At 39.5% G+C, this 22,429-nt stretch carries 35 protein-coding genes; all 35 read left to right on the plus strand.

Annotation, left to right across the window (positions count from 1 at the left end):
* Positions 1 to 8: 8 nt before the first annotated feature.
* A complete protein-coding gene (gene rpsG / locus ESV24_RS02100) occupies positions 9 to 485 on the plus strand; it encodes a 30S ribosomal protein S7 (protein WP_111813935.1) in 477 nt (158 codons plus the stop codon).
* Positions 486 to 488: 3 nt separating this feature from the next.
* Positions 489 to 2,630, plus strand: coding sequence for an elongation factor G (fusA, locus tag ESV24_RS02105; RefSeq protein ID WP_111813937.1), 2,142 nt, complete (start codon positions 489 to 491; stop codon positions 2,628 to 2,630).
* 11 nt (positions 2,631 to 2,641) lie between these two features.
* Positions 2,642 to 2,947 carry a 30S ribosomal protein S10 gene (rpsJ, locus tag ESV24_RS02110; RefSeq protein WP_010181931.1) on the plus strand — a complete coding sequence of 102 codons (306 nt, stop codon included), beginning with the start codon at positions 2,642 to 2,644 and terminating at the stop codon, positions 2,945 to 2,947.
* Between the two features lie 167 nt (positions 2,948 to 3,114).
* Positions 3,115 to 3,726 (plus strand): 50S ribosomal protein L3, encoded by a 612-nt coding sequence (gene rplC, locus ESV24_RS02115; protein ID WP_111813939.1) that lies wholly within the window; start codon positions 3,115 to 3,117, stop codon positions 3,724 to 3,726.
* Positions 3,726 to 4,355 carry a 50S ribosomal protein L4 gene (rplD, locus tag ESV24_RS02120; RefSeq protein ID WP_111813941.1) on the plus strand — a complete coding sequence of 210 codons (630 nt, stop codon included), beginning with the start codon at positions 3,726 to 3,728 and terminating at the stop codon, positions 4,353 to 4,355. Before rplC ends, rplD begins: the two co-directional genes overlap by 1 nt.
* 7 nt (positions 4,356 to 4,362) lie before the next feature.
* Positions 4,363 to 4,653, plus strand: a complete 291-nt coding sequence (gene rplW / locus ESV24_RS02125) for a 50S ribosomal protein L23 (RefSeq protein WP_045079239.1) — start codon at positions 4,363 to 4,365, stop codon at positions 4,651 to 4,653.
* A 25-nt stretch (positions 4,654 to 4,678) separates the two neighbouring features.
* The gene (rplB, locus tag ESV24_RS02130) at positions 4,679 to 5,503 is read left to right on the plus strand and encodes a 50S ribosomal protein L2 (protein WP_111813943.1); all 825 of its coding nucleotides are present in this window, start codon (positions 4,679 to 4,681) and stop codon (positions 5,501 to 5,503) included.
* Positions 5,504 to 5,506: 3 nt separating this feature from the next.
* The gene (gene rpsS / locus ESV24_RS02135) at positions 5,507 to 5,785 is read left to right on the plus strand and encodes a 30S ribosomal protein S19 (protein ID WP_111813945.1); all 279 of its coding nucleotides are present in this window, start codon (positions 5,507 to 5,509) and stop codon (positions 5,783 to 5,785) included.
* Positions 5,786 to 5,791: 6 nt separating this feature from the next.
* On the plus strand, positions 5,792 to 6,202 hold the full coding sequence (gene rplV / locus ESV24_RS02140) for a 50S ribosomal protein L22 (RefSeq protein WP_111813947.1): 411 nt from the start codon (positions 5,792 to 5,794) through the stop codon (positions 6,200 to 6,202).
* 4 nt (positions 6,203 to 6,206) lie between these two features.
* Complete coding sequence (rpsC, locus tag ESV24_RS02145) at positions 6,207 to 6,935, plus strand: 30S ribosomal protein S3 (protein ID WP_111813949.1); 729 nt, start codon at positions 6,207 to 6,209, stop codon at positions 6,933 to 6,935.
* Positions 6,936 to 6,953: 18 nt separating this feature from the next.
* Positions 6,954 to 7,373, plus strand: a complete 420-nt coding sequence (gene rplP, locus ESV24_RS02150) for a 50S ribosomal protein L16 (protein WP_014782642.1) — start codon at positions 6,954 to 6,956, stop codon at positions 7,371 to 7,373.
* A gap of 12 nt (positions 7,374 to 7,385) precedes the next feature.
* Complete coding sequence (rpmC, locus tag ESV24_RS02155) at positions 7,386 to 7,577, plus strand: 50S ribosomal protein L29 (protein ID WP_111813951.1); 192 nt, start codon at positions 7,386 to 7,388, stop codon at positions 7,575 to 7,577.
* Positions 7,578 to 7,592: 15 nt separating this feature from the next.
* Positions 7,593 to 7,856, plus strand: coding sequence for a 30S ribosomal protein S17 (gene rpsQ, locus ESV24_RS02160; RefSeq protein WP_111813952.1), 264 nt, complete (start codon positions 7,593 to 7,595; stop codon positions 7,854 to 7,856).
* 2 nt (positions 7,857 to 7,858) lie between these two features.
* A complete protein-coding gene (gene rplN / locus ESV24_RS02165) occupies positions 7,859 to 8,227 on the plus strand; it encodes a 50S ribosomal protein L14 (protein ID WP_111813959.1) in 369 nt (122 codons plus the stop codon).
* Between the two features lie 13 nt (positions 8,228 to 8,240).
* Complete coding sequence (gene rplX / locus ESV24_RS02170; RefSeq protein ID WP_111814138.1) at positions 8,241 to 8,555, plus strand: 50S ribosomal protein L24; 315 nt, start codon at positions 8,241 to 8,243, stop codon at positions 8,553 to 8,555.
* A 2-nt stretch (positions 8,556 to 8,557) separates the two neighbouring features.
* Positions 8,558 to 9,109: a 50S ribosomal protein L5 gene (gene rplE, locus ESV24_RS02175; RefSeq protein WP_111813961.1), complete on the plus strand. Its 552-nt coding sequence runs from the start codon at positions 8,558 to 8,560 to the stop codon at positions 9,107 to 9,109.
* Between the two features lie 3 nt (positions 9,110 to 9,112).
* A complete protein-coding gene (gene rpsN / locus ESV24_RS02180; protein WP_111813963.1) occupies positions 9,113 to 9,382 on the plus strand; it encodes a 30S ribosomal protein S14 in 270 nt (89 codons plus the stop codon).
* Positions 9,383 to 9,487: 105 nt separating this feature from the next.
* Positions 9,488 to 9,889, plus strand: a complete 402-nt coding sequence (rpsH, locus tag ESV24_RS02185) for a 30S ribosomal protein S8 (RefSeq protein ID WP_111813969.1) — start codon at positions 9,488 to 9,490, stop codon at positions 9,887 to 9,889.
* A gap of 15 nt (positions 9,890 to 9,904) precedes the next feature.
* On the plus strand, positions 9,905 to 10,447 hold the full coding sequence (gene rplF, locus ESV24_RS02190; protein WP_111813971.1) for a 50S ribosomal protein L6: 543 nt from the start codon (positions 9,905 to 9,907) through the stop codon (positions 10,445 to 10,447).
* A 65-nt stretch (positions 10,448 to 10,512) separates the two neighbouring features.
* Positions 10,513 to 10,869: a 50S ribosomal protein L18 gene (rplR, locus tag ESV24_RS02195; protein ID WP_111813973.1), complete on the plus strand. Its 357-nt coding sequence runs from the start codon at positions 10,513 to 10,515 to the stop codon at positions 10,867 to 10,869.
* A 5-nt stretch (positions 10,870 to 10,874) separates the two neighbouring features.
* Positions 10,875 to 11,399 (plus strand): 30S ribosomal protein S5, encoded by a 525-nt coding sequence (rpsE, locus tag ESV24_RS02200; protein WP_111813975.1) that lies wholly within the window; start codon positions 10,875 to 10,877, stop codon positions 11,397 to 11,399.
* 11 nt (positions 11,400 to 11,410) lie between these two features.
* A complete protein-coding gene (gene rpmD / locus ESV24_RS02205) occupies positions 11,411 to 11,590 on the plus strand; it encodes a 50S ribosomal protein L30 (protein WP_111813977.1) in 180 nt (59 codons plus the stop codon).
* Between the two features lie 14 nt (positions 11,591 to 11,604).
* Positions 11,605 to 12,057, plus strand: coding sequence for a 50S ribosomal protein L15 (gene rplO / locus ESV24_RS02210; protein ID WP_111813979.1), 453 nt, complete (start codon positions 11,605 to 11,607; stop codon positions 12,055 to 12,057).
* 12 nt (positions 12,058 to 12,069) lie between these two features.
* A complete protein-coding gene (gene secY, locus ESV24_RS02215) occupies positions 12,070 to 13,413 on the plus strand; it encodes a preprotein translocase subunit SecY (protein WP_111813981.1) in 1,344 nt (447 codons plus the stop codon).
* A 2-nt stretch (positions 13,414 to 13,415) separates the two neighbouring features.
* Entirely contained in the window at positions 13,416 to 13,631 is a 216-nt protein-coding gene (gene infA / locus ESV24_RS02220; protein ID WP_014782656.1) for a translation initiation factor IF-1, read from the plus strand.
* Between the two features lie 95 nt (positions 13,632 to 13,726).
* The gene (gene ykgO, locus ESV24_RS02225) at positions 13,727 to 13,843 is read left to right on the plus strand and encodes a type B 50S ribosomal protein L36 (protein WP_009779203.1); all 117 of its coding nucleotides are present in this window, start codon (positions 13,727 to 13,729) and stop codon (positions 13,841 to 13,843) included.
* A 3-nt stretch (positions 13,844 to 13,846) separates the two neighbouring features.
* On the plus strand, positions 13,847 to 14,221 hold the full coding sequence (gene rpsM, locus ESV24_RS02230) for a 30S ribosomal protein S13 (RefSeq protein ID WP_111813983.1): 375 nt from the start codon (positions 13,847 to 13,849) through the stop codon (positions 14,219 to 14,221).
* Positions 14,222 to 14,232: 11 nt separating this feature from the next.
* A complete protein-coding gene (gene rpsK / locus ESV24_RS02235) occupies positions 14,233 to 14,634 on the plus strand; it encodes a 30S ribosomal protein S11 (protein WP_111813985.1) in 402 nt (133 codons plus the stop codon).
* A gap of 211 nt (positions 14,635 to 14,845) precedes the next feature.
* Complete coding sequence (rpsD, locus tag ESV24_RS02240; protein ID WP_111813987.1) at positions 14,846 to 15,451, plus strand: 30S ribosomal protein S4; 606 nt, start codon at positions 14,846 to 14,848, stop codon at positions 15,449 to 15,451.
* Positions 15,452 to 15,470: 19 nt separating this feature from the next.
* A complete protein-coding gene (locus tag ESV24_RS02245) occupies positions 15,471 to 16,463 on the plus strand; it encodes a DNA-directed RNA polymerase subunit alpha (protein ID WP_111813989.1) in 993 nt (330 codons plus the stop codon).
* 141 nt (positions 16,464 to 16,604) lie between these two features.
* Positions 16,605 to 17,114: a 50S ribosomal protein L17 gene (gene rplQ, locus ESV24_RS02250; RefSeq protein ID WP_111813991.1), complete on the plus strand. Its 510-nt coding sequence runs from the start codon at positions 16,605 to 16,607 to the stop codon at positions 17,112 to 17,114.
* A 188-nt stretch (positions 17,115 to 17,302) separates the two neighbouring features.
* Entirely contained in the window at positions 17,303 to 18,274 is a 972-nt protein-coding gene (locus ESV24_RS02255; protein WP_111813993.1) for a T9SS type A sorting domain-containing protein, read from the plus strand.
* Between the two features lie 181 nt (positions 18,275 to 18,455).
* Positions 18,456 to 19,577, plus strand: a complete 1,122-nt coding sequence (gene carA / locus ESV24_RS02260; RefSeq protein WP_111813995.1) for a glutamine-hydrolyzing carbamoyl-phosphate synthase small subunit — start codon at positions 18,456 to 18,458, stop codon at positions 19,575 to 19,577.
* Between the two features lie 81 nt (positions 19,578 to 19,658).
* Positions 19,659 to 20,945, plus strand: a complete 1,287-nt coding sequence (gene eno / locus ESV24_RS02265; RefSeq protein ID WP_111813997.1) for a phosphopyruvate hydratase — start codon at positions 19,659 to 19,661, stop codon at positions 20,943 to 20,945.
* 181 nt (positions 20,946 to 21,126) lie between these two features.
* Positions 21,127 to 22,413 carry a citrate synthase gene (locus ESV24_RS02270; RefSeq protein WP_111814140.1) on the plus strand — a complete coding sequence of 429 codons (1,287 nt, stop codon included), beginning with the start codon at positions 21,127 to 21,129 and terminating at the stop codon, positions 22,411 to 22,413.
* The last annotated feature ends 16 nt before the right edge of the window (positions 22,414 to 22,429 follow it).

Below are 22,429 nucleotides of genomic sequence, written 5' to 3' on the forward strand. Positions count from 1 at the left end.
AACAACAAATGAGAAAAAGACAGGCCAAAAAAAGACCCCTTTTACCAGATCCAAGGTTTAACGACCAGTTGGTTACGCGTTTCGTAAACAATATGATGTGGGACGGAAAAAAGAGTGTGGCTTTCAAAGTTTTCTATGATGCCATTGACATTGTAGACGAAAAGAAACAAGACGAAGAAAAAACTGCGTTGGAGCTTTGGAAAGATGCACTTTCCAATGTTATGCCTCACGTAGAGGTGCGTAGCCGTAGAGTTGGTGGGGCAACCTTCCAAATTCCTATGCAAATACGTCCAGACCGTAAAATTGCAACCGCAATGAAATGGTTGATTACTTATTCAAGAAAAAGAAACGAGAAATCCATGGCTGCAAAACTTGCAGGTGAGATTCTTGCTGCTGCCAAAGAAGAAGGTGCTGCTGTAAAGAAACGTATGGATACTCACAAAATGGCAGAAGCTAACAAAGCATTCTCACATTTCAGATTCTAAAAAATGGCACAAAGAGATTTAAAATACACAAGAAATATCGGGATTGCTGCGCACATTGATGCTGGTAAGACCACAACTACAGAACGTATCCTTTTTTATACAGGCGTAAGCCATAAAATTGGTGAGGTTCATGATGGAGCTGCAACCATGGACTGGATGGAGCAAGAGCAGGAGCGAGGTATTACTATTACTTCGGCTGCTACTACTTGTACTTGGAAGTTTCCAATGGAAAACGCCGAGGTGCTTCCAGAAACAAAAGAATACAACTTTAATATTATTGACACTCCTGGTCACGTAGATTTTACCGTAGAGGTAAACCGTTCGCTTAGAGTGCTTGATGGTTTGGTGTTCCTTTTTAGTGCAGTAGATGGTGTTGAGCCACAGTCTGAAACTAACTGGAGACTTGCTGACAACTATAAGGTGCCTCGTATTGGGTTCGTAAATAAAATGGACCGTCAAGGTGCTAACTTTATGGAAGTTTGCCAACAGGTAAAAGACATGTTGGGTAGCAATGCAGTGCCAATTGTTTTGAACATTGGTGACGAGGAAAATTTTAGAGGAATTGTTGATTTGGTTAAGAACCGTGCTGTTATATTTCATGATGACTCATTTGGTGCTACTTTTGACGTTATTGATATTCCTGAAGAATTAAGGGCTGAGGCAAAAATGCTAAGAGGTAAACTTATTGAAGAAGTTGCCGCTTACGATGAAAATTTGCTCGAAAAATATATGGAAGATGAAAACTCCATTACCGAGGATGAAATCCACGCTGCGCTTCGTGCTGCTGTTATGGATATGAGTATCATTCCAATGGTATGTGGTTCTTCTTTCAAAAATAAAGGGGTTCAGTTTCTTTTAGATGCTGTATGTCGTTATTTACCAGCTCCAACTGATAAAGAAGGTATTATAGGTATTAATCCAGATACTGAAGAAGAAGAAATTCGCAAGCCAGATGTTACTGCTCCTTTTGCAGCATTAGCATTTAAAATTGCTACAGATCCTTTCGTAGGTCGTTTAGCTTTCTTCCGTGTTTATTCCGGTCGTTTGGATGCAGGTTCTTATATCTTGAACAACCGTTCAGGAAAAAAAGAACGTATCTCTCGTATCTACCAAATGCATTCCAACAAACAAAACGCTATCGATTTTATCGAGGCTGGAGATATTGGAGCGGCAGTTGGATTTAAAGATATTAAAACTGGTGATACCATGTCCGACGAAAAACACCCAATTGTATTAGAAAGTATGAACTTCCCCGATCCAGTAATTGGTATCGCGGTGGAGCCTAAAACAAAGGTTGATGTTGATAAATTGGGTATGGCTTTGTCAAAGCTTGCCGAAGAAGACCCTACATTCCAAGTACGTACAGACGAAGCTTCTGGACAAACAATCATTTCTGGAATGGGTGAGCTTCACTTGGATATTATTGTTGACCGTTTACGTCGCGAATTCAAGGTTGAAGTAAATCAAGGTCAGCCGCAGGTTGAGTATAAAGAAGCGGTTACAAAAGTTGCCGATCACAGAGAAGTATATAAAAAACAATCTGGTGGTCGTGGTAAATTTGCTGATATCGTGTTTACCTTAGGTCCAGCAGATGGAGAAGATGATGCTAAAGAAGGACTTGTGTTTGTAAACGCCGTAAAAGGTGGTAACGTACCAAAAGAGTTTATACCTTCAGTTGAAAAAGGTTTCAAACAAGCAATGGCTAATGGCCCGCTTGCAGGTTTTGAAGTTGACAGTATGAAGGTTACTTTGAAAGATGGATCTTTCCACCCTGTGGATTCTGATGCACTATCTTTTGAGCTTGCCGCAAAAATTGGTTTCAAAGAAGTTGCCAAAAAAGCAGGAGCTGTAATCCTTGAACCTATTATGAAACTTGAGGTGATTACGCCAGAAGAGAATATGGGTGATATTGTGGGTGACCTGAACCGTCGCCGCGGAACAATCAGTAACATGGGCGATCGTGCCGGAGCAAAAGTTATCAAAGGCGAAGTGCCACTTTCTGAAATGTTTGGTTATGTAACCACTTTGAGAACGTTGTCTTCTGGCCGTGCAACTTCCACTATGGAATTTTCACATTACGCTGAAACTCCTTCAAATATTTCTGAGTCAGTAATCGCGGCAGCAAGAGGAACCGCTAACGCATAATAATTTCAGCAATGAGTCAAAAAATAAGAATAAAGCTAAAATCTTACGATCACAATTTGGTGGACAAATCTGCTGAAAAAATCGTAAAGACTGTAAAGAGTACTGGTGCTGTAGTAACAGGACCAATTCCTTTACCAACACACAAAAAAATCTTTACCGTATTGCGTTCTCCACACGTGAACAAGAAAAGTAGAGAGCAATTCCAACTAAGTTCTTATAAAAGACTTTTGGATATCTACAGTTCTTCTTCAAAAACAATTGACGCTCTAATGAAATTGGAGTTGCCAAGTGGTGTTGAGGTAGAGATTAAAGTATAGTTTTTTTGTTGGCGGTCGATTAATCGCTCGCCAACAAAAAAATCGAAAATGTCCTCAACGATGGTTGGGGAAAAACGGAAACAAAGTAATATTCAGGGTTGAATTTATTTTGACCCTGTTTTTTTGAATAGAAATTTAAATAAGTAATAATCAATAAATAATTAAATATGTCTGGGTTAATTGGAAGAAAGATAGGGATGACCAGCATCTTTGACGAGAACGGAAAGAACATTCCGTGTACCGTTATTGAGGCAGGACCCTGTGTTGTCACCCAAGTCAGAACCATAGAGGTTGACGGGTACAATGCTCTTCAACTTGGTTTCGATGACAAGAAGACTGTAACTAAGGCTGCCGAAGGGCACGCCAAAAAAGCAGGAACCGTTGCAAAACGCAAAGTTGTTGAATTCAAGGGATTTGAAGAAAAATACAAATTAGGTGACACAATTACTGTGGAACATTTTATTGAAGGTGAATTCGTGGACATCGCGGGTACATCTAAAGGTAAAGGTTTCCAAGGGGTTGTAAAACGTCACGGTTTTGCCGGTGTTGGTCAGGCCACACACGGTCAGCACAACCGTTTACGTGCGCCAGGTTCCATTGGAGCTGCATCTTATCCTGCTAGAGTATTCAAAGGAATGCGTATGGCTGGCCAGATGGGGAACGAAAGAGTAAAAGTTGAAAATTTAAGAGTTTTGAAAGTAGTTCCTGAAAAGAATCTACTTGTGGTAAAAGGAGCAGTTCCTGGCCATAAAAACGCTTATGTAATGATCGAGAAATAATGAAGGTAGCTGTATTAGACATAAACGGAAAAGACACAGGCCGGAAAGTTGAACTTTCTGCAGATGTGTTTGGAATAGAGCCTAACAATCACGCGGTTTACCTTGATGTGAAACAATACCTTGCCAATCAAAGACAAGGAACTCACAAAGCTAAGGAACGTGCTGAAATTTCTGGTTCTACCAGAAAGATAAAGAAACAAAAAGGAACTGGTACTGCCCGTGCGGGTAGCATCAAGTCTGGTATATTTAAAGGTGGTGGTAGAATGTTTGGACCTCGTCCACGTAGCTATTCTTTTAAATTGAACAAGAACCTAAAGCGTTTGGCACGTAAATCTGCCCTTACGATGAAGGCAAATGATAAAGCTATTTTTGTACTAGAAGACCTTAATTTTGACGCTCCAAAAACCAAGAGTTTTACTGCGGTTTTGAACAGTTTAGGGCTTAATGACAAAAAATCTTTATTTGTGTTGGGAGACTTAAATAATAATGTATATTTGTCCTCTCGCAATTTGAAAGGTACCGAAGTTATAACTAACTCACAATTAAGTACTTACAAAATTATGAATGCAAACAGTTTAGTGCTGTTTGAAGGTTCTTTGGAAGGAATTGAAACAAACTTAAGTAAATAGAAACAAGATGAACATCTTAATTAAACCTATAATTACGGAAAAAGCTACCAAAGATGCTGAAGACAAAAATGTTTTTGGCTTTGTAGTGAACCCAAAGGCGAATAAGGTAGAAATCAAGAAAGCGGTGGAAGCTGCTTACGGAGTTTCTGTTGAAAAAGTTCGCACAATGAATGTCCGCCCTGATAGGAAGACCCGTTATACAAAAACAGGTGTCCAAACTGGTAAAACGAATGCTTACAAAAAAGCAATCGTACAGGTGGCGGAAGGTGATACAATAGATTTTTACAGTAACATCTAAGGGAACTTAGATTAATTAGACACAAATGTCAGTAAGAAAATTAAAACCAATCACCCCAGGTCAGCGTTTTAGAGTTGTAAATGGTTTCGACGCCATTACAACTGATAAGCCGGAGAAGTCTTTACTCGCTCCGAACAAACGATCTGGTGGTCGAAACAGTACAGGTAAAATGACCATGCGCTACATAGGTGGTGGTCATAAAAAGAAATATCGAATTATCGATTTTAAACGCGATAAAGTGGGGGTTCCTGCTACCGTGGCAAGTATTCAATACGATCCAAACCGTACTGCGTTTATCGCACTTTTGAACTATCAAGATGGTGAAAAGCGATATGTAATTGCACAGAACGGACTTCAAGTTGGGCAGAATATCCTATCCGGTGAAGCAGTAGCTCCAGAGATTGGAAATGCCATGCAACTTTCAGCTATTCCATTAGGTACTATTATTTCCTGCATCGAGCTTCGTCCCGGTCAAGGAGCTATTATGGCTCGTAGTGCTGGTGCATTCGCACAACTTATGGCTCGTGATGGTAAATATGCTACCGTTAAACTTCCTTCAGGTGAAACCCGATTAATTTTGGTGAACTGTATGGCTACCATTGGTGCCGTTTCTAACAGTGACCATCAATTATTAGTTTCAGGTAAAGCTGGTAGAAGTAGATGGTTGGGCAGAAGACCACGTACAAGACCAGTAGTTATGAACCCTGTTGATCACCCAATGGGTGGTGGTGAAGGTAAATCTTCTGGAGGTCACCCACGTTCTAGAAAAGGTATCCCTGCAAAAGGTTACAGAACCCGTACTAAAACGAAAGCAAGTAATAAATATATCTTAGAACGTAGAAAGAAATAAGTTATGGCAAGATCGTTAAAAAAAGGACCGTACGTTCATTACAAACTAGACAAGAAAGTTCAACAAAACGTTGATGATAATAAGAAAACCGTAATCAAAACTTGGTCACGTGCTTCTATGATTACTCCAGATTTTGTTGGCCAAACCATCGCTGTACACAACGGGCGACAATTTGTTCCTGTATATGTAACAGAAAACATGGTTGGGCATAAACTAGGAGAATTTTCACCTACCAGATCATTCCGTGGTCACGCAGGTGCTAAAAACAAAGGTAAAAAATAATAGGCCATGGGAGTTCGTAAAAGAGAAAGAGCAGAAGCAATCAAGGAAGCAAAGAAGACAATGTACTTTGCCAAATTGAATAATTGCCCCACTTCACCAAGAAAAATGCGTTTAATGGCAGACTTGGTACGTGGTGAGAAAATAGACAAAGCACTTAATATTTTGAAGTTTAGTTCAAAAGAATCTTCGCGCAAGTTGGAGAAACTACTTTTGTCTGCCATCAATAACTGGCAACAAAAAAACGAAGACGCTTCAGTAGAAGATGCAAATCTTTTTGTTAAGGAAATCCGTGTGGATGGTGGAACAATGTTGAAAAGACTTCGCCCAGCACCGCAAGGCCGCGCACACAGAATTAGAAAGCGCTCCAACCACGTAACACTGGTATTGGCAGCTAACGATAACACACAAAGCAATTAATTAAATGGGACAGAAGACAAATCCAATCGGGAATCGCTTAGGTATCATTAGAGGTTGGGAATCCAACTGGTACGGAGGGAACGACTACGGCGATAAACTTGCCGAAGACTACAAGATCAGGAAGTATATCCATGCTCGTTTAAGTAAAGCTAGTGTGAGTAGAGTAATTATTGAGCGTACGCTTAAGCTTGTAACCGTTACTATAACCACTGCCCGTCCCGGTATCATTATCGGAAAAGGTGGTCAGGAAGTAGACAAGCTAAAAGAAGAGCTCAAGCAAATTACAGATAAAGAAGTACAGATCAACATCCACGAGATTAAAAGACCTGAACTTGATGCATTTTTGGTAGCTGCGAGTATTGCACGCCAAATTGAAAGCCGTATTTCATACCGTCGCGCAATCAAAATGGCGATTGCAGCAACAATGCGTATGAATGCTGAGGGTATTAAAGTTCAAATCTCAGGACGTTTGAATGGCGCTGAAATGGCACGTTCAGAATCTTACAAAGAGGGTCGTATTCCTTTATCAACTTTTAGAGCCGATATTGACTACGCTTTAGTTGAGGCACACACTACTTATGGTAGACTGGGTGTTAAAGTATGGATTATGAAAGGTGAAGTATATGGAAAGAGAGAGCTTTCCCCACTTGTTGGTTTATCAACTGGCAAAAAAGGTGGTGGTAAAGGAGCTCCAGCAGGACGCGGTGGCAACAAAGCACGTCGCAGAAAGTAATTTTTTAAATAGAAGAAAATGTTACAACCTAAAAGAACAAAGTACCGTAAACAAATGAAAGGCCGTATGAAAGGCGATGCCGGTCGTGGCAACCAGCTAGCATACGGAACCTTCGGTATAAAATCGTTGGAATCAGAATTTCTTACAGCAAGACAAATTGAAGCTGCACGTATCGCTGCTACTCGTTTTATGAAGAGGGAAGGTTCTATTTGGATTATGATTTTTCCAGATAAACCAATCACCAAAAAACCTCTTGAAGTACGTATGGGTAAAGGTAAAGGTGCTGTAGAATATTACGCTGCTGTAGTTAAACCGGGAAGAATGCTTTTCGAAGTATCCGGTGTTACACTTGAAACGGCAAAAGAAGCATTGCGCCTTGCGGCACAAAAGCTTCCGGTTAAAACTAAATTTGTAATGTCTCGGGATTTCCAAGCATAATTTTTTTGAACGATGAAACAATCAGAAATTAAAAAAGCATCAACGGCTGAACTTAATGAAGCATTCGCTGAATCAAGAAAGGCGTATTCAGACCTTAAAATGGCTCATACCATTTCACCGTTGGAAAATCCAATTCAACTAAGATCCCACAGAAGGGCGATAGCAAGAATAGCGACGGAACTAACTAATAGAGAAGTGCAATAATTGTACAGCTGAAAGATGGAAGAAATTAAAAGAAACTTAAGAAAAGAACGTGTAGGTGTAGTAACCAGTAGCAAAATGGACAAGTCTATTGTAGTTGCAGAGGTTAAAAAAGTAAAGCACCCTATGTACGGAAAGTTCGTTTTGAAAACGAAAAAATACGTGGCGCACGACGAAACAAACAACTGCAACGAAGGTGACACTGTAAGGATTATGGAAACACGTCCTTTGAGTAAAACCAAATGTTGGAGATTAGTAGAAATAATTGAAAGAGCGAAGTAATTATGTTACAACAAGAATCAAGACTCAAAGTCGCAGATAATACCGGTGCTAAGGAAGTACTTACCATCCGTGTATTGGGCGGTACCAAAAGAAGGTATGCCTCTATTGGTGATAAAATTGTAGTTTCTGTAAAAGAAGCCACACCAAACGGAAGCATTAAAAAAGGAGCAGTTTCTACAGCAGTAGTAGTACGTGTTGCTAAGGAAATTAGAAGACCTGACGGTTCTTACATCCGTTTCGACGATAATGCTTGTGTACTTTTGAACCCGCAAGGGGAAATGAGAGGGACACGTGTTTTCGGACCGGTAGCAAGAGAACTTCGTGACAGACAATTTATGAAAATAGTATCATTAGCACCAGAGGTGCTTTAATATGAAAACTAAGATGGCAAAGCTTAAAATAAAATCAGGCGATACAGTAGTAGTTACTGCCGGAGACCACAAAGGTTCTGAAGGCAAAGTAATGGTGGTGTTCCTTGAGAAAAACAAAGCAATCGTAGAAGGAGTAAATATGGTTTCCAAACATGAGAAGCCAAGCGCAAAAAACCCACAAGGTGGAATTGCAAAAAAAGAAGCTCCTATCCATATTTCAAACCTTTCATTGGTAGATCCAAAATCTGGAAAAGCAACACGAGTAGGTTACAAAATGGAAGATGGTAAGAAAGTACGGTTTTCAAAACAATCGAATCAAGCAATATAGTTATGGCATATTCACCAAGACTTAAAGAAGAGTACAAAAGCAGAGTGATCAATTCACTTACTGACGAATTTGGTTACAAAAACGTTATGCAGGTACCAAAATTGGAGCGTATCGTTGTTTCCCGCGGAGTGGGTGCAGCAGTAGCAGACAAAAAACTTATTGACTATTCGGTTGATGAGTTTACAAAGATAACCGGGCAAAAAGCGGTTTCAACAAACTCTAAAAAGGATGTTGCAAACTTCAAACTTCGTAAAGGCATGCCAATTGGTGTGAAAGTTACGTTGCGTGGAGAGCGTATGTACGAATTTTTAGACAGGTTGGTTACTTCAGCTTTGCCAAGGGTACGTGACTTTAACGGAATTAAAGCAACCGGTTTTGACGGAAGAGGAAATTACTCTTTGGGAATCACCGAACAAATTATCTTCCCAGAAATCGATATCGATAAAGTGAAGAAAATTGAAGGAATGAACATTACGTTTATCACTTCGGCAGCTACCGATAAAGAAGCTAAATCATTATTACAAGAATTGGGATTACCCTTTAAAAAGAACTAAGAGATGGCTAAAGAATCAATGAAAGCCCGCGAGGTTAAGAGACAAAAAACGGTATTGAAGTATGCTGCCAAACGCAAAGCTTTAAAAGAAGCTGGCGATTGGGAAGGTTTGCAGAAACTACCAAAAAATGCCTCACCAGTACGTTTGCACAACCGTTGTAAACTTACCGGAAGACCAAGAGGGTATATGAGAACTTTTGGAGTTTCACGTGTAATTTTTCGTGAAATGGCAAATTCAGGGTTAATTCCAGGAGTGCGCAAAGCATCTTGGTAAGAATAAGAACAGGTTTCTGTTCAAAATGAAAAGTATAAACTGGTTGTAGGTTTGGTCCCGATAGCTATCGGGAAATCCAAAAACCACTTCCGAAAATTGAAATAAATGAATACAGATCCAATTTCAGATTATCTAACGCGAGTTAGAAATGCTGCAAAAGCCGGACATCGCGTAGTAGAGATTCCAGCGTCAAATCTTAAAAAGGAGATTACAAAAATCCTTTTTGATCAAGGTTATATTTTAAGCTACAAATTTGATGACGAAAGTACCCCACAAGGTATCATCAAAATTGCGTTGAAATACGACAAGATTACCAAGGAATCGGTGATCAAGAAAATACAAAAAATAAGTAAACCAGGTTTACGTAAATACGCAGGTTCAACAGAACTTCCTCGTATTCTGAACGGTTTGGGTATTGCCATTGTTTCTACTTCTTCAGGAGTTATGACCGGCAAACAGGCCAAGGAACAGAATGTAGGTGGCGAAGTATTGTGTTACGTTTACTAAAAAATAGACAAAGAAATGTCAAGAATAGGTAAAAACCCGGTAGCAATTCCACAAGGAGTTACAGTTGATGTAAAAGACAACGTGATTACCGTAAAAGGAAAATTAGGCGAGTTAACTCAGGAGTATGCTGATGTAACGGTAAAAGTAGAAGACGGACAGGTATTGGTTGAACGGCCTTCAGATTCAAAAGACCACACTGCAAAGCACGGTCTTTACAGATCTTTGATCAATAATATGATTGAAGGTGTAAGCAATGGCTGGACCAAATCTTTAGAATTGGTAGGTGTGGGTTACCGCGCCAGCAACCAAGGACAAAAATTAGATTTAGCGTTAGGATATTCACACAATATCGTTTTGAACATCGCTCCAGAAGTGATAGTTGAAACAATATCTGACAAAGGTAAAAATCCAATCGTAAAACTAACATCACACGACAAGCAATTGGTAGGGCAAGTAGCGGCAAAAATACGTGGCTTCCGTAAACCTGAGCCGTACAAAGGAAAAGGGATCAAGTTTGTAGGTGAACAATTAAGAAGAAAAGCAGGTAAATCTGCATAAAAATATTTTTCGGTCTCCCGATAGCTATCGGGACTAAAATCCGAAATCTAAAATCGAAAATCGACATGGCATTATCAAAGTACGAAAGAAGAGAGCGCTTGCGCATGAGGATCAGAAAAACGGTTGAGGGGACTGAAAGTCGCCCACGTTTGGCTGTTTTCCGCAGCAATAAAGAAATATACGCTCAGATTATTGACGATGTAAATGGAAAGACCATTACCGCTGCATCTTCAAGAGATAAAGACATTGACGCTTCAAAAGTAAACAAAGTTGAAGCTGCAAAATTGGTAGGAAAAGCAATCGCTGAGAAAGCAGTAAAAGCAGGTGTAGAAGCCATCGCTTTTGACAGAGGCGGTTACCTATACCACGGAAGAGTAAAATCATTAGCTGAAGGTGCACGCGAAGGTGGCCTTAAATTCTAAGCAATATGTATCAAGATTATAAAAACGTAGAATTAGTAAAACCAGGAGGTCTTGAATTGAAAGACCGTTTGGTAGGTGTACAACGTGTAACCAAGGTGACCAAAGGTGGTCGTGCCTTCGGATTTTCAGCTATTGTAGTTGTTGGAGACGAAAAAGGAGTGGTTGGCCAAGGTCTTGGGAAATCCAAGGATGTAGCCAGCGCTATAGCGAAAGCTATTGAGGATGCTAAGAAAAACTTAGTTCGCATCCCGCTTAATAAAGTGACTCTTCCACACGAACAAAAAGGAAAATACGGCGGAGCCCGTGTTAACCTTCTTCCAGCTGCGCCTGGTACCGGAGTAATTGCTGGAGGTGCCGTACGTGCCGTATTGGAAGCAGTTGGAGTTCACGATGTATTGTCAAAATCTCAAGGATCTTCCAATCCACACAACGTGGTAAAAGCAACTTTTGATGCCCTTTTGCAAATGCGAAGCGCACAAACCGTTGCCAACCAACGTGGAATTTCACTTGAAAAAGTTTTTAAAGGATAAATATCAGAACGATGGCAAAAATTAAAGTAACAAAGGTAAAAAGCGTTATAAAACGCCCAAAAAACCAAAAGAGAATCATGGAATCTTTGGGTCTTCACAAGATGAACCAAACGGTTGAACATGATGATACGCCAAACATTCTTGGTATGATCAATAAAGTTAATCACTTGGTTTCTGTTGAAACCAAATAAGGAAACACGAAAAAATGGATTTAAGTAACTTACAACCCGCCGCAGGATCGGCGAAAAACAAAGGCAAGCGAGTAGGTCGCGGACAAGGTTCCGGTAAAGGTGGTACTGCCACCCGCGGACATAAAGGAGCAAAATCACGTTCAGGTTATTCCAAGAAAATTGGATTTGAAGGTGGACAAATGCCCCTACAACGTCGTGTTCCTAAGTTTGGATTTACAAATATCAACCGTAAAGAGTACAAAGGAATCAACATTGATACTTTGCAACAATTGGTTGACGACAAAAAATTAAATGATACCGTTGACTTTGAAACCTTGGTAGGTTTGGGTCTTGCTGGTAAAAACGAAATGGTGAAGATTTTAGGAAGAGGCGAAATAAAAGCAAAATTAAGGGTGTCTGCACACAAGTTCACTGCCTCGGCAAAGGAAGCTATTGAAGCTGCCGGAGGTGAAGTAGTAACATTGTAACAATAGATAAGGATGAAATTTATCGAAACCTTAAAGAATGTTTGGAATATAGAAGAGCTGCGTAACCGCATCTTTCTCACCCTTGGAATGCTTTTAGTGTACCGTTTTGGAGCACAAGTAGTACTTCCGGGGATTGACGCAGATATGCTTGCGAACTTTGCAGGTCAGTTTGATGCTGGCGGTATTGGCGGTTTGCTAAACGCATTTACGGGAGGAGCTTTTGCTAACGCATCTGTTTTTGCATTGGGTATTATGCCTTACATCTCTGCTTCTATTGTGGTGCAGTTAATGCAAATTGCAGTGCCTTATCTTCAGAAACTACAAAAAGAAGGTGAAAGTGGACGTAAAAAAATCAATCAGATTACCCGTTGGTTAACCATCGGTATTTGTTTGGTACAAGCGCCAAGTTATCTTGCAGGTCTTCCAGCAATGGGAGTTCCAGCAGAAGCTTTTATAATGGGCCAGAGTTTTATGTTTTACTTTTCTTCAGTAATCATACTTGTAACAGGAACCATATTCGCAATGTGGCTGGGTGAAAAAATTACTGACAAAGGTATAGGGAACGGTATTTCCATATTAATTATGGTTGGTATTATTGCACGTTTACCTCAGTCTTTTGCTCAAGAATTCGTTTCAAGAGTAATGGAATCAAACGGTGGTTTAATTATGATACTTATTGAATTGGTTATCTGGTTCGTCATTATACTACTATCAATTATGTTAGTAATGGCAGTACGCAAGATACCTGTTCAATATGCAAGAAGAACGGCTAGTGGTGGTTATGAGAAGAACATTTTCGGGGCACGACAGTTTATTCCATTAAAGTTGAATGCTTCCGGAGTAATGCCAATCATCTTTGCCCAAGCAATTATGTTCGTGCCCTCAGCGGTGGCTAGTCTTAATGATAGTGACTTTTCACAGAGTATTCAAGCTACCTTTAGTGATATCTTCGGATTTTGGTACAACTTGGTATTTGCAGTGTTGATTATAATATTCACGTATTTCTATACTGCTATCACGGTGCCAACAAACAAAATGGCTGACGATCTAAAACGTAGTGGTGGGTTTATTCCTGGTATTAAACCAGGCACGCAAACCGCTGAATATTTAGATCGAATTATGTCCCAAATTACCCTTCCAGGTTCTGTATTTTTGGCCTTGATTGCTATTTTTCCAGCTTTCGTGGTTAAATTAATGGGTATCCAGCAAGGATGGGCATTATTCTACGGTGGTACTTCACTCCTAATTATGGTAGGTGTAGCTATCGATACAATGCAACAAGTAAACTCGTACTTATTGAACCGTCACTATGATGGCTTAATGAAAAGCGGCAAAAATAGAAAAGCAGTAGCATAATTATGGCAAAACAAAGCGCAATAGAACAGGATGGAAGTATAGTGGAAGCACTATCAAACGCAATGTTCCGTGTAGAACTCGAAAACGGTCACGTAGTAACCGCTCATATTTCTGGTAAAATGCGAATGCACTACATAAAATTGTTGCCTGGAGATAAAGTGAAACTGGAAATGAGCCCTTACGATTTAACAAAGGCCAGAATAACATACAGATATTAATACAATGTACCTCGCGGTTCATTGAACTATAAAAACGAAAACAGATGAAACCAGATGGTTCCATCTGACCTTTAAAAATTAAATAATAAAGACAGATGAAAGTTAGAGCATCCGTAAAGAAAAGAAGTGCCGACTGCAAGATTGTTCGCAGAAAGGGCAGATTATATGTAATTAACAAAAAGAACCCAAAGTTCAAACAAAGACAAGGATAAGTTATGGCAAGAATCGCAGGTGTAGATATCCCGAAGCACAAAAGGGGTGTAATCGCGTTAACGTATATCTTCGGAATCGGTAAAAGCCGTGCCCAAGATATTCTGAAAAAAGCCGAGGTTAACGAAGACAAAAAAGTAAGTGAATGGAACGATGATGAAATCGGTGCCATTCGTGATGCTGTGTCGTCTTTCAAAATCGAAGGTGAATTACGTAGTGAAGTTCAATTAAGCATTAAACGCTTAATGGATATTGGTTGTTACAGAGGTATTCGTCACAGATCGGGTCTTCCGCTTCGTGGCCAACGTACTAAAAATAACTCCCGTACAAGAAAAGGAAAACGTAAAACTGTTGCTAACAAGAAAAAAGCAACTAAATAAAACCTAGAGTTATGGCAAAGACAACTTCCAAAACTGGAAAAACAGTTAAAAAACGCAAGGTTAATGTTGAATCTGTTGGTGAAGCACACATTACTGCTTCATTCAACAACATTATCGTTTCGTTAACAAATAAGAACGGAGATGTTATCTCTTGGTCCTCAGCCGGTAAAATGGGCTTTCGCGGATCTAAGAAAAACACTCCTTATGCAGCTCAATTGGCATCAGAAGATTGTGCGAAAGTTGCACACGACGCTGGTTTACGTAAAGTAAAAGTTTACGTAAAGGGGCCAGGAAACGGTAGAGAATCTGCAATACGTTCCATCCACAATGCAGGAATTGAAGTAACTGAGATTATCGACGTTACGCCAATGCCGCACAATGGATGCCGTCCTCCAAAAAGAAGAAGAGTTTAATATTTTTTATTCTCTATTGCTTTTCAAAAAAAAGCATTCTTTATTGTTGCCTAGCGCAAAAATAAATAGAGAATAAATAATAATAATAAGTAATAATTAATAACAAGTATCAATCTGAAGGAATAAAGAACTAAAGGATAGTACAGGCGCAATGTATTGCGTCTCCACAAATGACCTTAATTTAGTTTTCCTTCATAACCTTAAATTAGAAATGGCAAGATATACTGGTCCAAAAACTAAAATAGCCCGTAAGTTCGGGGAAGCAATTTTCGGGGACGATAAATCTTTCGAAAAAAGAAACTACCCTCCGGGGCAACACGGTAACACACGTCGCCGTGGTAAAAAATCTGAATATGCAATCCAATTGATGGAGAAGCAAAAAGCAAAATATACCTATGGTATCTTGGAGCGTCAATTCAGAAATATGTTTAAAAAAGCAACAGCTGCTCCTGGTATTACAGGTCAGGTATTGCTTCAATTGGCGGAGTCTCGTCTAGATAATGTTGTGTACCGAATGGGAATTTCCCCAAGTCGCTCTGGTGCTAGACAATTAGTCTCTCACCGTCATATCACCGTTAATGGTGAAAAAGTAAACATTCCATCTTACCAGTTGAAACCTGGAGATGTAGTGGCCGTTAGAGAGAAATCAAAATCTCTTGGCGCAATCAACGATTCGTTGGCAAACGCAAATCATGTTTACGAGTGGATCACTTGGAACGACGAAAAAAAGGAAGGAACTTTCGTTTCTGTACCTGAGCGTATCCAAATCCCAGAAAACATTAACGAGCAGTTTATCGTCGAATTATATTCTAAATAATAAAAACAGAAAGTCAATTATGGCAGTATTTAGTTTTCAGAAGCCTGATAAAGTTATAATGGTAAATTCTACCGATTTCGAGGGGAAATTTGAATTTCGTCCTTTGGAACCGGGTTACGGACTTACCGTTGGTAACGCATTAAGACGCGTATTACTTTCCTCTTTGGAGGGATTCGCCATTACTTCAGTTCGCATTGAAGGCGTGGATCACGAATTTTCTACCATTGCAGGAGTAGTGGAAGATGTTACCGAAATTATTTTGAACCTTAAGCAAGTTCGTTTCAAAAGACAGATTGATGAGATAGATAACGAAACCGTTACTATTTCAGTTTCTGGGAACGAGCAGTTAAAGGCTGGTGATTTCCAAAAGTTCATTTCAGGTTTCCAAGTATTGAATCCAGAATTGGTTATTTGCAATATGGACAAGAAAGTGAACCTTAATATGGAAATCACTATCGAAAAAGGCCGCGGTTATGTTCCTGCAGAAGAGAACAAAAAAGCGAACGCTCCATTGGGAACCATCTTTACAGATTCTATCTACACTCCAATTAAAAATGTGAAGTACAGTATTGAAAACTTCCGTGTAGAGCAAAAGACAGATTACGAAAAATTAGTTTTCGAAATCGTTACAGACGGATCTATTCATCCTAAAGATGCTTTAACCGAAGCTGCAAAAACATTGATTCACCACTTTATGTTGTTCAGCGATGAGCGCATTACTTTGGAAGCAGATGAGATTGCACAAACTGAAACTTATGATGAAGAATCCCTTCACATGCGTCAGTTGCTTAAAACTAAACTAGTAGATATGGACCTTTCTGTCCGTGCGCTAAACTGTTTGAAAGCTGCAGAGGTTGATACTTTGGGAGACTTAGTATCTTACAACAAAAATGACTTGATGAAGTTCCGTAACTTCGGTAAAAAATCGCTTACAGAGCTTGAAGAGCTTGTAAACGTGAAAGGCCTAAATTTCGGGATGGATCTTGCAAAATATAAATTAGATAAAGACTAGTTGATTAACGATTTTAGATTGACGATTGTAGAATTATTGAAATCGTCTATCTAAAATCGTAAATCTAAAATCAAATTAACCCATCATAATTTGCTCTCCGAATAATGGATATTGCAGCAAGATGATGATAACAAAAATGTCATGAGACACGGAAAAAAAATAAATCACTTAGGTAGAAAAACTGCCCACAGACACTCAATGTTGGCCAACATGGCTTGCTCACTAGTTGAGCATAAACGTATCAACACTACTGTTGCAAAAGCAAAAGCGTTGAAGAAGTTTGTAGAGCCATTGGTAACAAAGTCTAAGGAAGACACCACACATAACCGTCGTTTGGTTTTTGCAAAAATGCGTCAAAAGGATGCAGTTGCAGAACTTTTTAGAACTGTTGCGCCAAAAGTTGGTGACCGTCCAGGAGGTTACACCCGTATTATTAAATTGGGTAACCGTTTAGGTGATAACGCTGATATGGCAATGATAGAGCTTGTAGATTTCAATGAAATTTACAATGCCGGTAAAGCTACTAAGAAGAAGACCACACGTAGAAGTCGTCGTGGAAGCGGAACAGGAACTGAAGCTGCCGCTGCTGCACCAGCTGCAAAAGCCGCTCCAGCAAAGGCTGAAAAAGAAGCGAAGAAAGAAGAAGAATAAATGAACCTGAATTCATTAAATAACAAAGGGATAAACGTTTTCGTTTATCCCTTTTTTTGTTTTTCGAATAATTGCAAACTACAGTATTAATATTTATAAAAAAACATTTTTAATTAGTTAATAAATTATTTTCAGCGCAAATTTGCGGGCTTTAAATCAAGTGTTTATTAATTTAAAATTTGAAAATCATGAAAAAGAAATTACTACTACCGCTGCTTCTGCTTTTTATTATTTTTGCGAATGCTCAGAGCGTTTATGAATTTGAGACTGAAAATAGTACTTACACAAATTTGACGGGAAGCACATCCCTAAACAACGGTGCTGTTTGGGACGACCCGGAATATACCATTCCGCTAGGTTTCAATTTTACAATTAGTACGCACACGTTCAGCACTATATACATTGTGGATTGGAGTTTTGGAGGTGAGCTCTCAAACAATCCAATTGATTCGGGAATTTTAACATTGATATCACCAATAGGACAGGATATAGCAGATTTGGGCTTCAACTCTGGAATTTCACAATCAAATATTTCCTATAAAACCGAAGGCTCGCCAGGAAACAAAATCCTAAAAATTGAATGGAACAATATTGGTTTCCTTGATGATTCCACAGAAAGCGACTTTATGAATCTCCAGCTTTGGCTATACGAAAGTTCAAACATTATTGAATATAGGTATGGCCCAAACCAAATTAATAATCCAGCCGAATCTTTTGAAGGTATTTCAGGACCGTTGGTTACTTTGGCAACATCGCTAAATATTGATGAGGGCGAATTGGTGGATAATGGGTATGTAGTGGAGGGAGACCCCGCTAACCCAACAGCAGCGATCGTTGCGTCCGGTGATTTTTATGAGGGCGATTATTTGGAAGGCGCCATTCCCGACGGGATGGTTTACAGGTTTACGCCTCAAACGCTTTCAACCGAAGATTTCTCAAAAATCGATTTTAAAATCTATCCAAACCCAGCTTCGGAATATTTGAATATTAAAACGCAGACAGGCGATTATAATTTCAGCATTTATAATTCACTTGGACAAAGAATGAATGTAACTTCAATTGAAAATAAAATATATATTTCAAGCCTTTCCAATGGAATCTATTTTATAAAGATAGAAACTGAAACAGGTTCAGCAACAAAAAAGTTTATAAAGCAATAATGCTGATAAAACTTGGCTCTAATTTATAAATTTTAAGAACTAAATAACAAAGGGATAAGCGTTTTCGTTTATCCCTTTTTTTTATACTATTTTTGCAAAGAATTTGGAAATGCTTAGATGCTTGATGTCGAATGACTGATGTTTTTAATCTGAAACTTGAAACCAGAAACCCTTCAAAAGAATGAAATACCAAACACGAAAAAAAGCACTTATTTTACTTGCAGACGGAACCATTTTCTACGGAAAAGCGGTTGGAAACAAAGAAGGCTCAGCCTTTGGCGAAGTTTGTTTCAATACAGGAATGACCGGTTACCAAGAAATTTTTACAGATCCATCTTACTTCGGACAGATTATGGTTGCCACTAATGCCCATATCGGAAATTACGGTGTCAACAAAGATGAAGTGGAATCTGAAGGAATCAAAATTGCAGGTTTGGTTGTGCGTAATTTCAGCTACCATTATTCCCGCCCTGCTGCCGATGATTCTTTGGAAGAATTTTTAAATAGAAACAATTTGCTCGCCATCAGCGATGTTGATACACGTGCTTTGGTAAGTTACATTCGCGACAATGGTGCAATGAACGCAGTAATTTCTACCGAAGTTGATAATATTGAAGACCTTAAAAAGCAATTGGCAGAGGTGCCTGATATGCACGGATTGGAACTCGCTTCAAAAGTGTCTACAAAAGAGCCGTATTTCTACGGAGATGAAAATGCCAAATATAAAATTTCAGCCTTAGATTTGGGTATTAAGAAAAACATCCTTCGCAGGCTTGCTGAACGTGATTGCTACATAAAAGTGTTTCCATACGATGCAAGTTTTTCAGAAATGGAAGCTTTTAATCCCAATGGTTATTTTATTTCAAACGGTCCTGGTGATCCGGAGCCGCTCCACAGTGCAATTGAAGTTGTAAAGACAATTTTGGAAAAGGAATTGCCAATGTTCGGGATCTGTTTGGGACACCAAATGTTAGCTTTGGCCAATGGCATTTCCACCTATAAAATGCACAATGGTCACAGAGGGATAAACCATCCTGTAATGAACCTCGTGACTGGTAAAGGAGAAATAACTTCACAAAACCACGGTTTTGCAATAAGTAGAGAAGAGGCGGAAGCTAACCCAAATATCGAAATAACACACGTTCACCTAAACGATCATACTGCTGCGGGAATACGTTTAAAAAATAAACCTGCATTCTCCGTGCAATACCATCCCGAAGCTAGCCCAGGGCCGCACGATGCATCGTATCTTTTTGATCAATTCATCGAAAGTATAGAAAAGCATAAATTGGAAACTGTATAAGATTCTAAGCCTGAAAGGTTTCCAAAACCTTTCAGGCTTTTTAATAGTAAACAATAAGTAATAACAATATATAATAAACCAATGAGCATCATCATCGACATCAAGGCCAGACAAATTTTCGATTCCAGAGGAAACCCAACAATTGAAGTTGACGTAATCACCGAGCACGGTTTTATGGGTCGCGCCGCTGTTCCTTCGGGAGCTTCAACAGGAGAGCACGAAGCTGTAGAGCTTCGCGATGGCGGAAAAGCTTATATGGGCAAAGGCGTTTTGAAAGCTGTTGAAAATGTACAGGGAAAAATTGCTGGGACACTTTTGGGAATCTCTGTTTTTGAGCAGGAACTTATCGACAAAACAATGATCGATTTGGACGGTACCAAAAACAAATCAAAACTTGGCGCCAATGCAATTTTAGGAGTTTCCCTCGCTTGTGCAAAAGCTGCAGCCAATGAACTTGGAATGCCTTTGTATCGTTACGTGGGCGGTGTGAGCGCAAAAACGCTTCCCGTGCCAATGATGAATATTATAAACGGTGGTTCGCACAGCGATGCGCCTATCGCTTTTCAGGAGTTTATGGTGATGCCCATAAAAGCGAAAAGCTTTACGCATGCCATGCAAATGGGTTCCGAGATTTTCCACAACCTTAAAAAAGTATTGAAAGATCGCGGTTTGAGCACCGCTGTTGGTGATGAAGGTGGTTTTGCGCCAACCCTAGACGGAACTGAGGATGCTTTGGACACAATCGCAAAAGCTACGAAAAAGGCAGGCTACAAATTAGGAGACGATGTAATGATAGCCCTGGATTGCGCTGCCGCGGAATTTTATGTGAAGAAAAAATACGATTATACCAAGTTTGAAGGCGAAAAAGGAAAAGTGCGCACTTCCAAAGAACAAGCCGATTACTTGGCTGAACTTTGCGAAAAATATCCTATCATTTCAATTGAGGATGGCATGGACGAAAACGATTGGGAAGGGTGGAAATATTTAACCGAAAAAATCGGAAATAAAGTACAATTGGTAGGCGACGATTTGTTTGTGACGAATGTAGAAAGACTTTCAAAAGGTATTTCAGAAAAAATAGCCAATTCCATTTTAATAAAAGTGAATCAAATTGGAACTTTGACCGAAACTATTGCGGCAGTAAGTATGGCGCACAATGCTGGTTATACTTCCGTAATGAGCCATAGAAGCGGCGAGACTGAGGATACTACCATTGCAGATCTTGCAGTGGCGCTTAATTGTGGCCAAATAAAAACCGGTTCTGCTTCCCGAAGCGATAGAATGGCAAAGTATAATCAATTGCTGAGAATAGAGGAGCAGTTGGGCGATGTGGCTTATTTTCCGCAGCAAAACGCTTTTAAGATTTAATCCAAAATTTATAAATTGAAAAACCCTGCCAAGTGCGGGGTTTCTTTTTTCTGAAAAAATCCGTTATATGACGCATCATTTAAGGTTTTTTTAACCTAAGATATTGAGGAGATGTTAAAAAAATTTGTTCTATATTTTGTACCTTAGCATTTCTGAACAAATAAATAATACACTATATTTTATGGCAAAGATGGCAACCCTCGAGATAGATGGTAAAAAATATGAGTTCCCCATCGTGGAAGGAACTGAAAATGAATTAGGAATAGATATAAAAAGTCTACGTAGTGACACCAAAGGTGTGGTTACGTTAGATCCAGGATATAAAAACACGGGTGCATGCGAAAGCGCCATTACTTTTCTTGATGGAGAAAAGGGAGTTCTTAGGTATCGCGGGTACGCTATTGAAGAACTTGCAGAAAAAGCTCATTTTTTGGAAGTTTGTTACCTTCTCATTTTTGGTGAACTGCCGACCGAGCAACAACTCAGCAAATTTCACACAGATATAAAAGCACAATCACACGTTGATGAAGACGTGAAGCGTATTTTGGACGGCTTTCCAAAGGCCGCACACCCTATGGGAGTGCTGTCTTCGCTTACTTCGGCCTTGGTTGCGTTTAATCCTTCTTCCGTAAATGTGGACAGCGAGGAAGATATGTACAAAGCCATTGTGAAAATTCTTGGAAAATTTCCTGTTCTTACTGCTTGGACGTATAGAAAGCGAATGGGGCTTCCGCTAGATTATGGCGGCGATTCATTGGGTTATGTGGACAATTTCTTAAAAATGATGTTCAAAAAACCAAGTGGCGAATATACTACCAATGAAACCGTTCTGGAAGCTTTAGATAAATTACTGATTCTTCACGCAGACCATGAGCAAAACTGTTCAACATCAACCGTGCGAATTGTAGGTTCATCTCACGCAGGTCTGTTTGTTTCTATATCAGCAGGAATCGCAGCACTTTGGGGACCACTTCACGGAGGGGCAAACCAAGCTGTTATTGAAATGCTTGAAGCCATTAAAGAAGATGGTGGCGACACCAAGAAATTTATGGCAAAGGCAAAAGACAAAGATGATCCATTCCGATTAATGGGCTTTGGGCACAGAGTTTACAAGAACTTTGACCCACGTGCAAAAATCATCAAAAAAGCTGCGGATGATCTTTTGGATAATTTAGGAATTGATGACGATGTCTTGGATATTGCTAAAGCTTTGGAAAAAGAAGCATTGGAAGATCCTTACTTTGTAGAAAGAAAATTATACCCAAACGTAGATTTCTATTCAGGAATAATCTACCGTGCGCTGGGTATTCCAGTTGAAATGTTCACTCCAATGTTTGCATTAGGCCGTTTACCGGGCTGGATTGCACAATGGAGAGAGATGCGTTTGAACAAGGAACCAATAGGTCGTCCACGTCAAATTTACATCGGTGAAACCCACAGAGAATTTTTGCCGGTAGAAAAAAGATAAACGCTAATTTTTATAT

The sequence above is a fragment of the Aequorivita lipolytica genome (assembly GCF_007997135.1).
Lineage (GTDB): Bacteria > Bacteroidota > Bacteroidia > Flavobacteriales > Flavobacteriaceae > Aequorivita > Aequorivita lipolytica.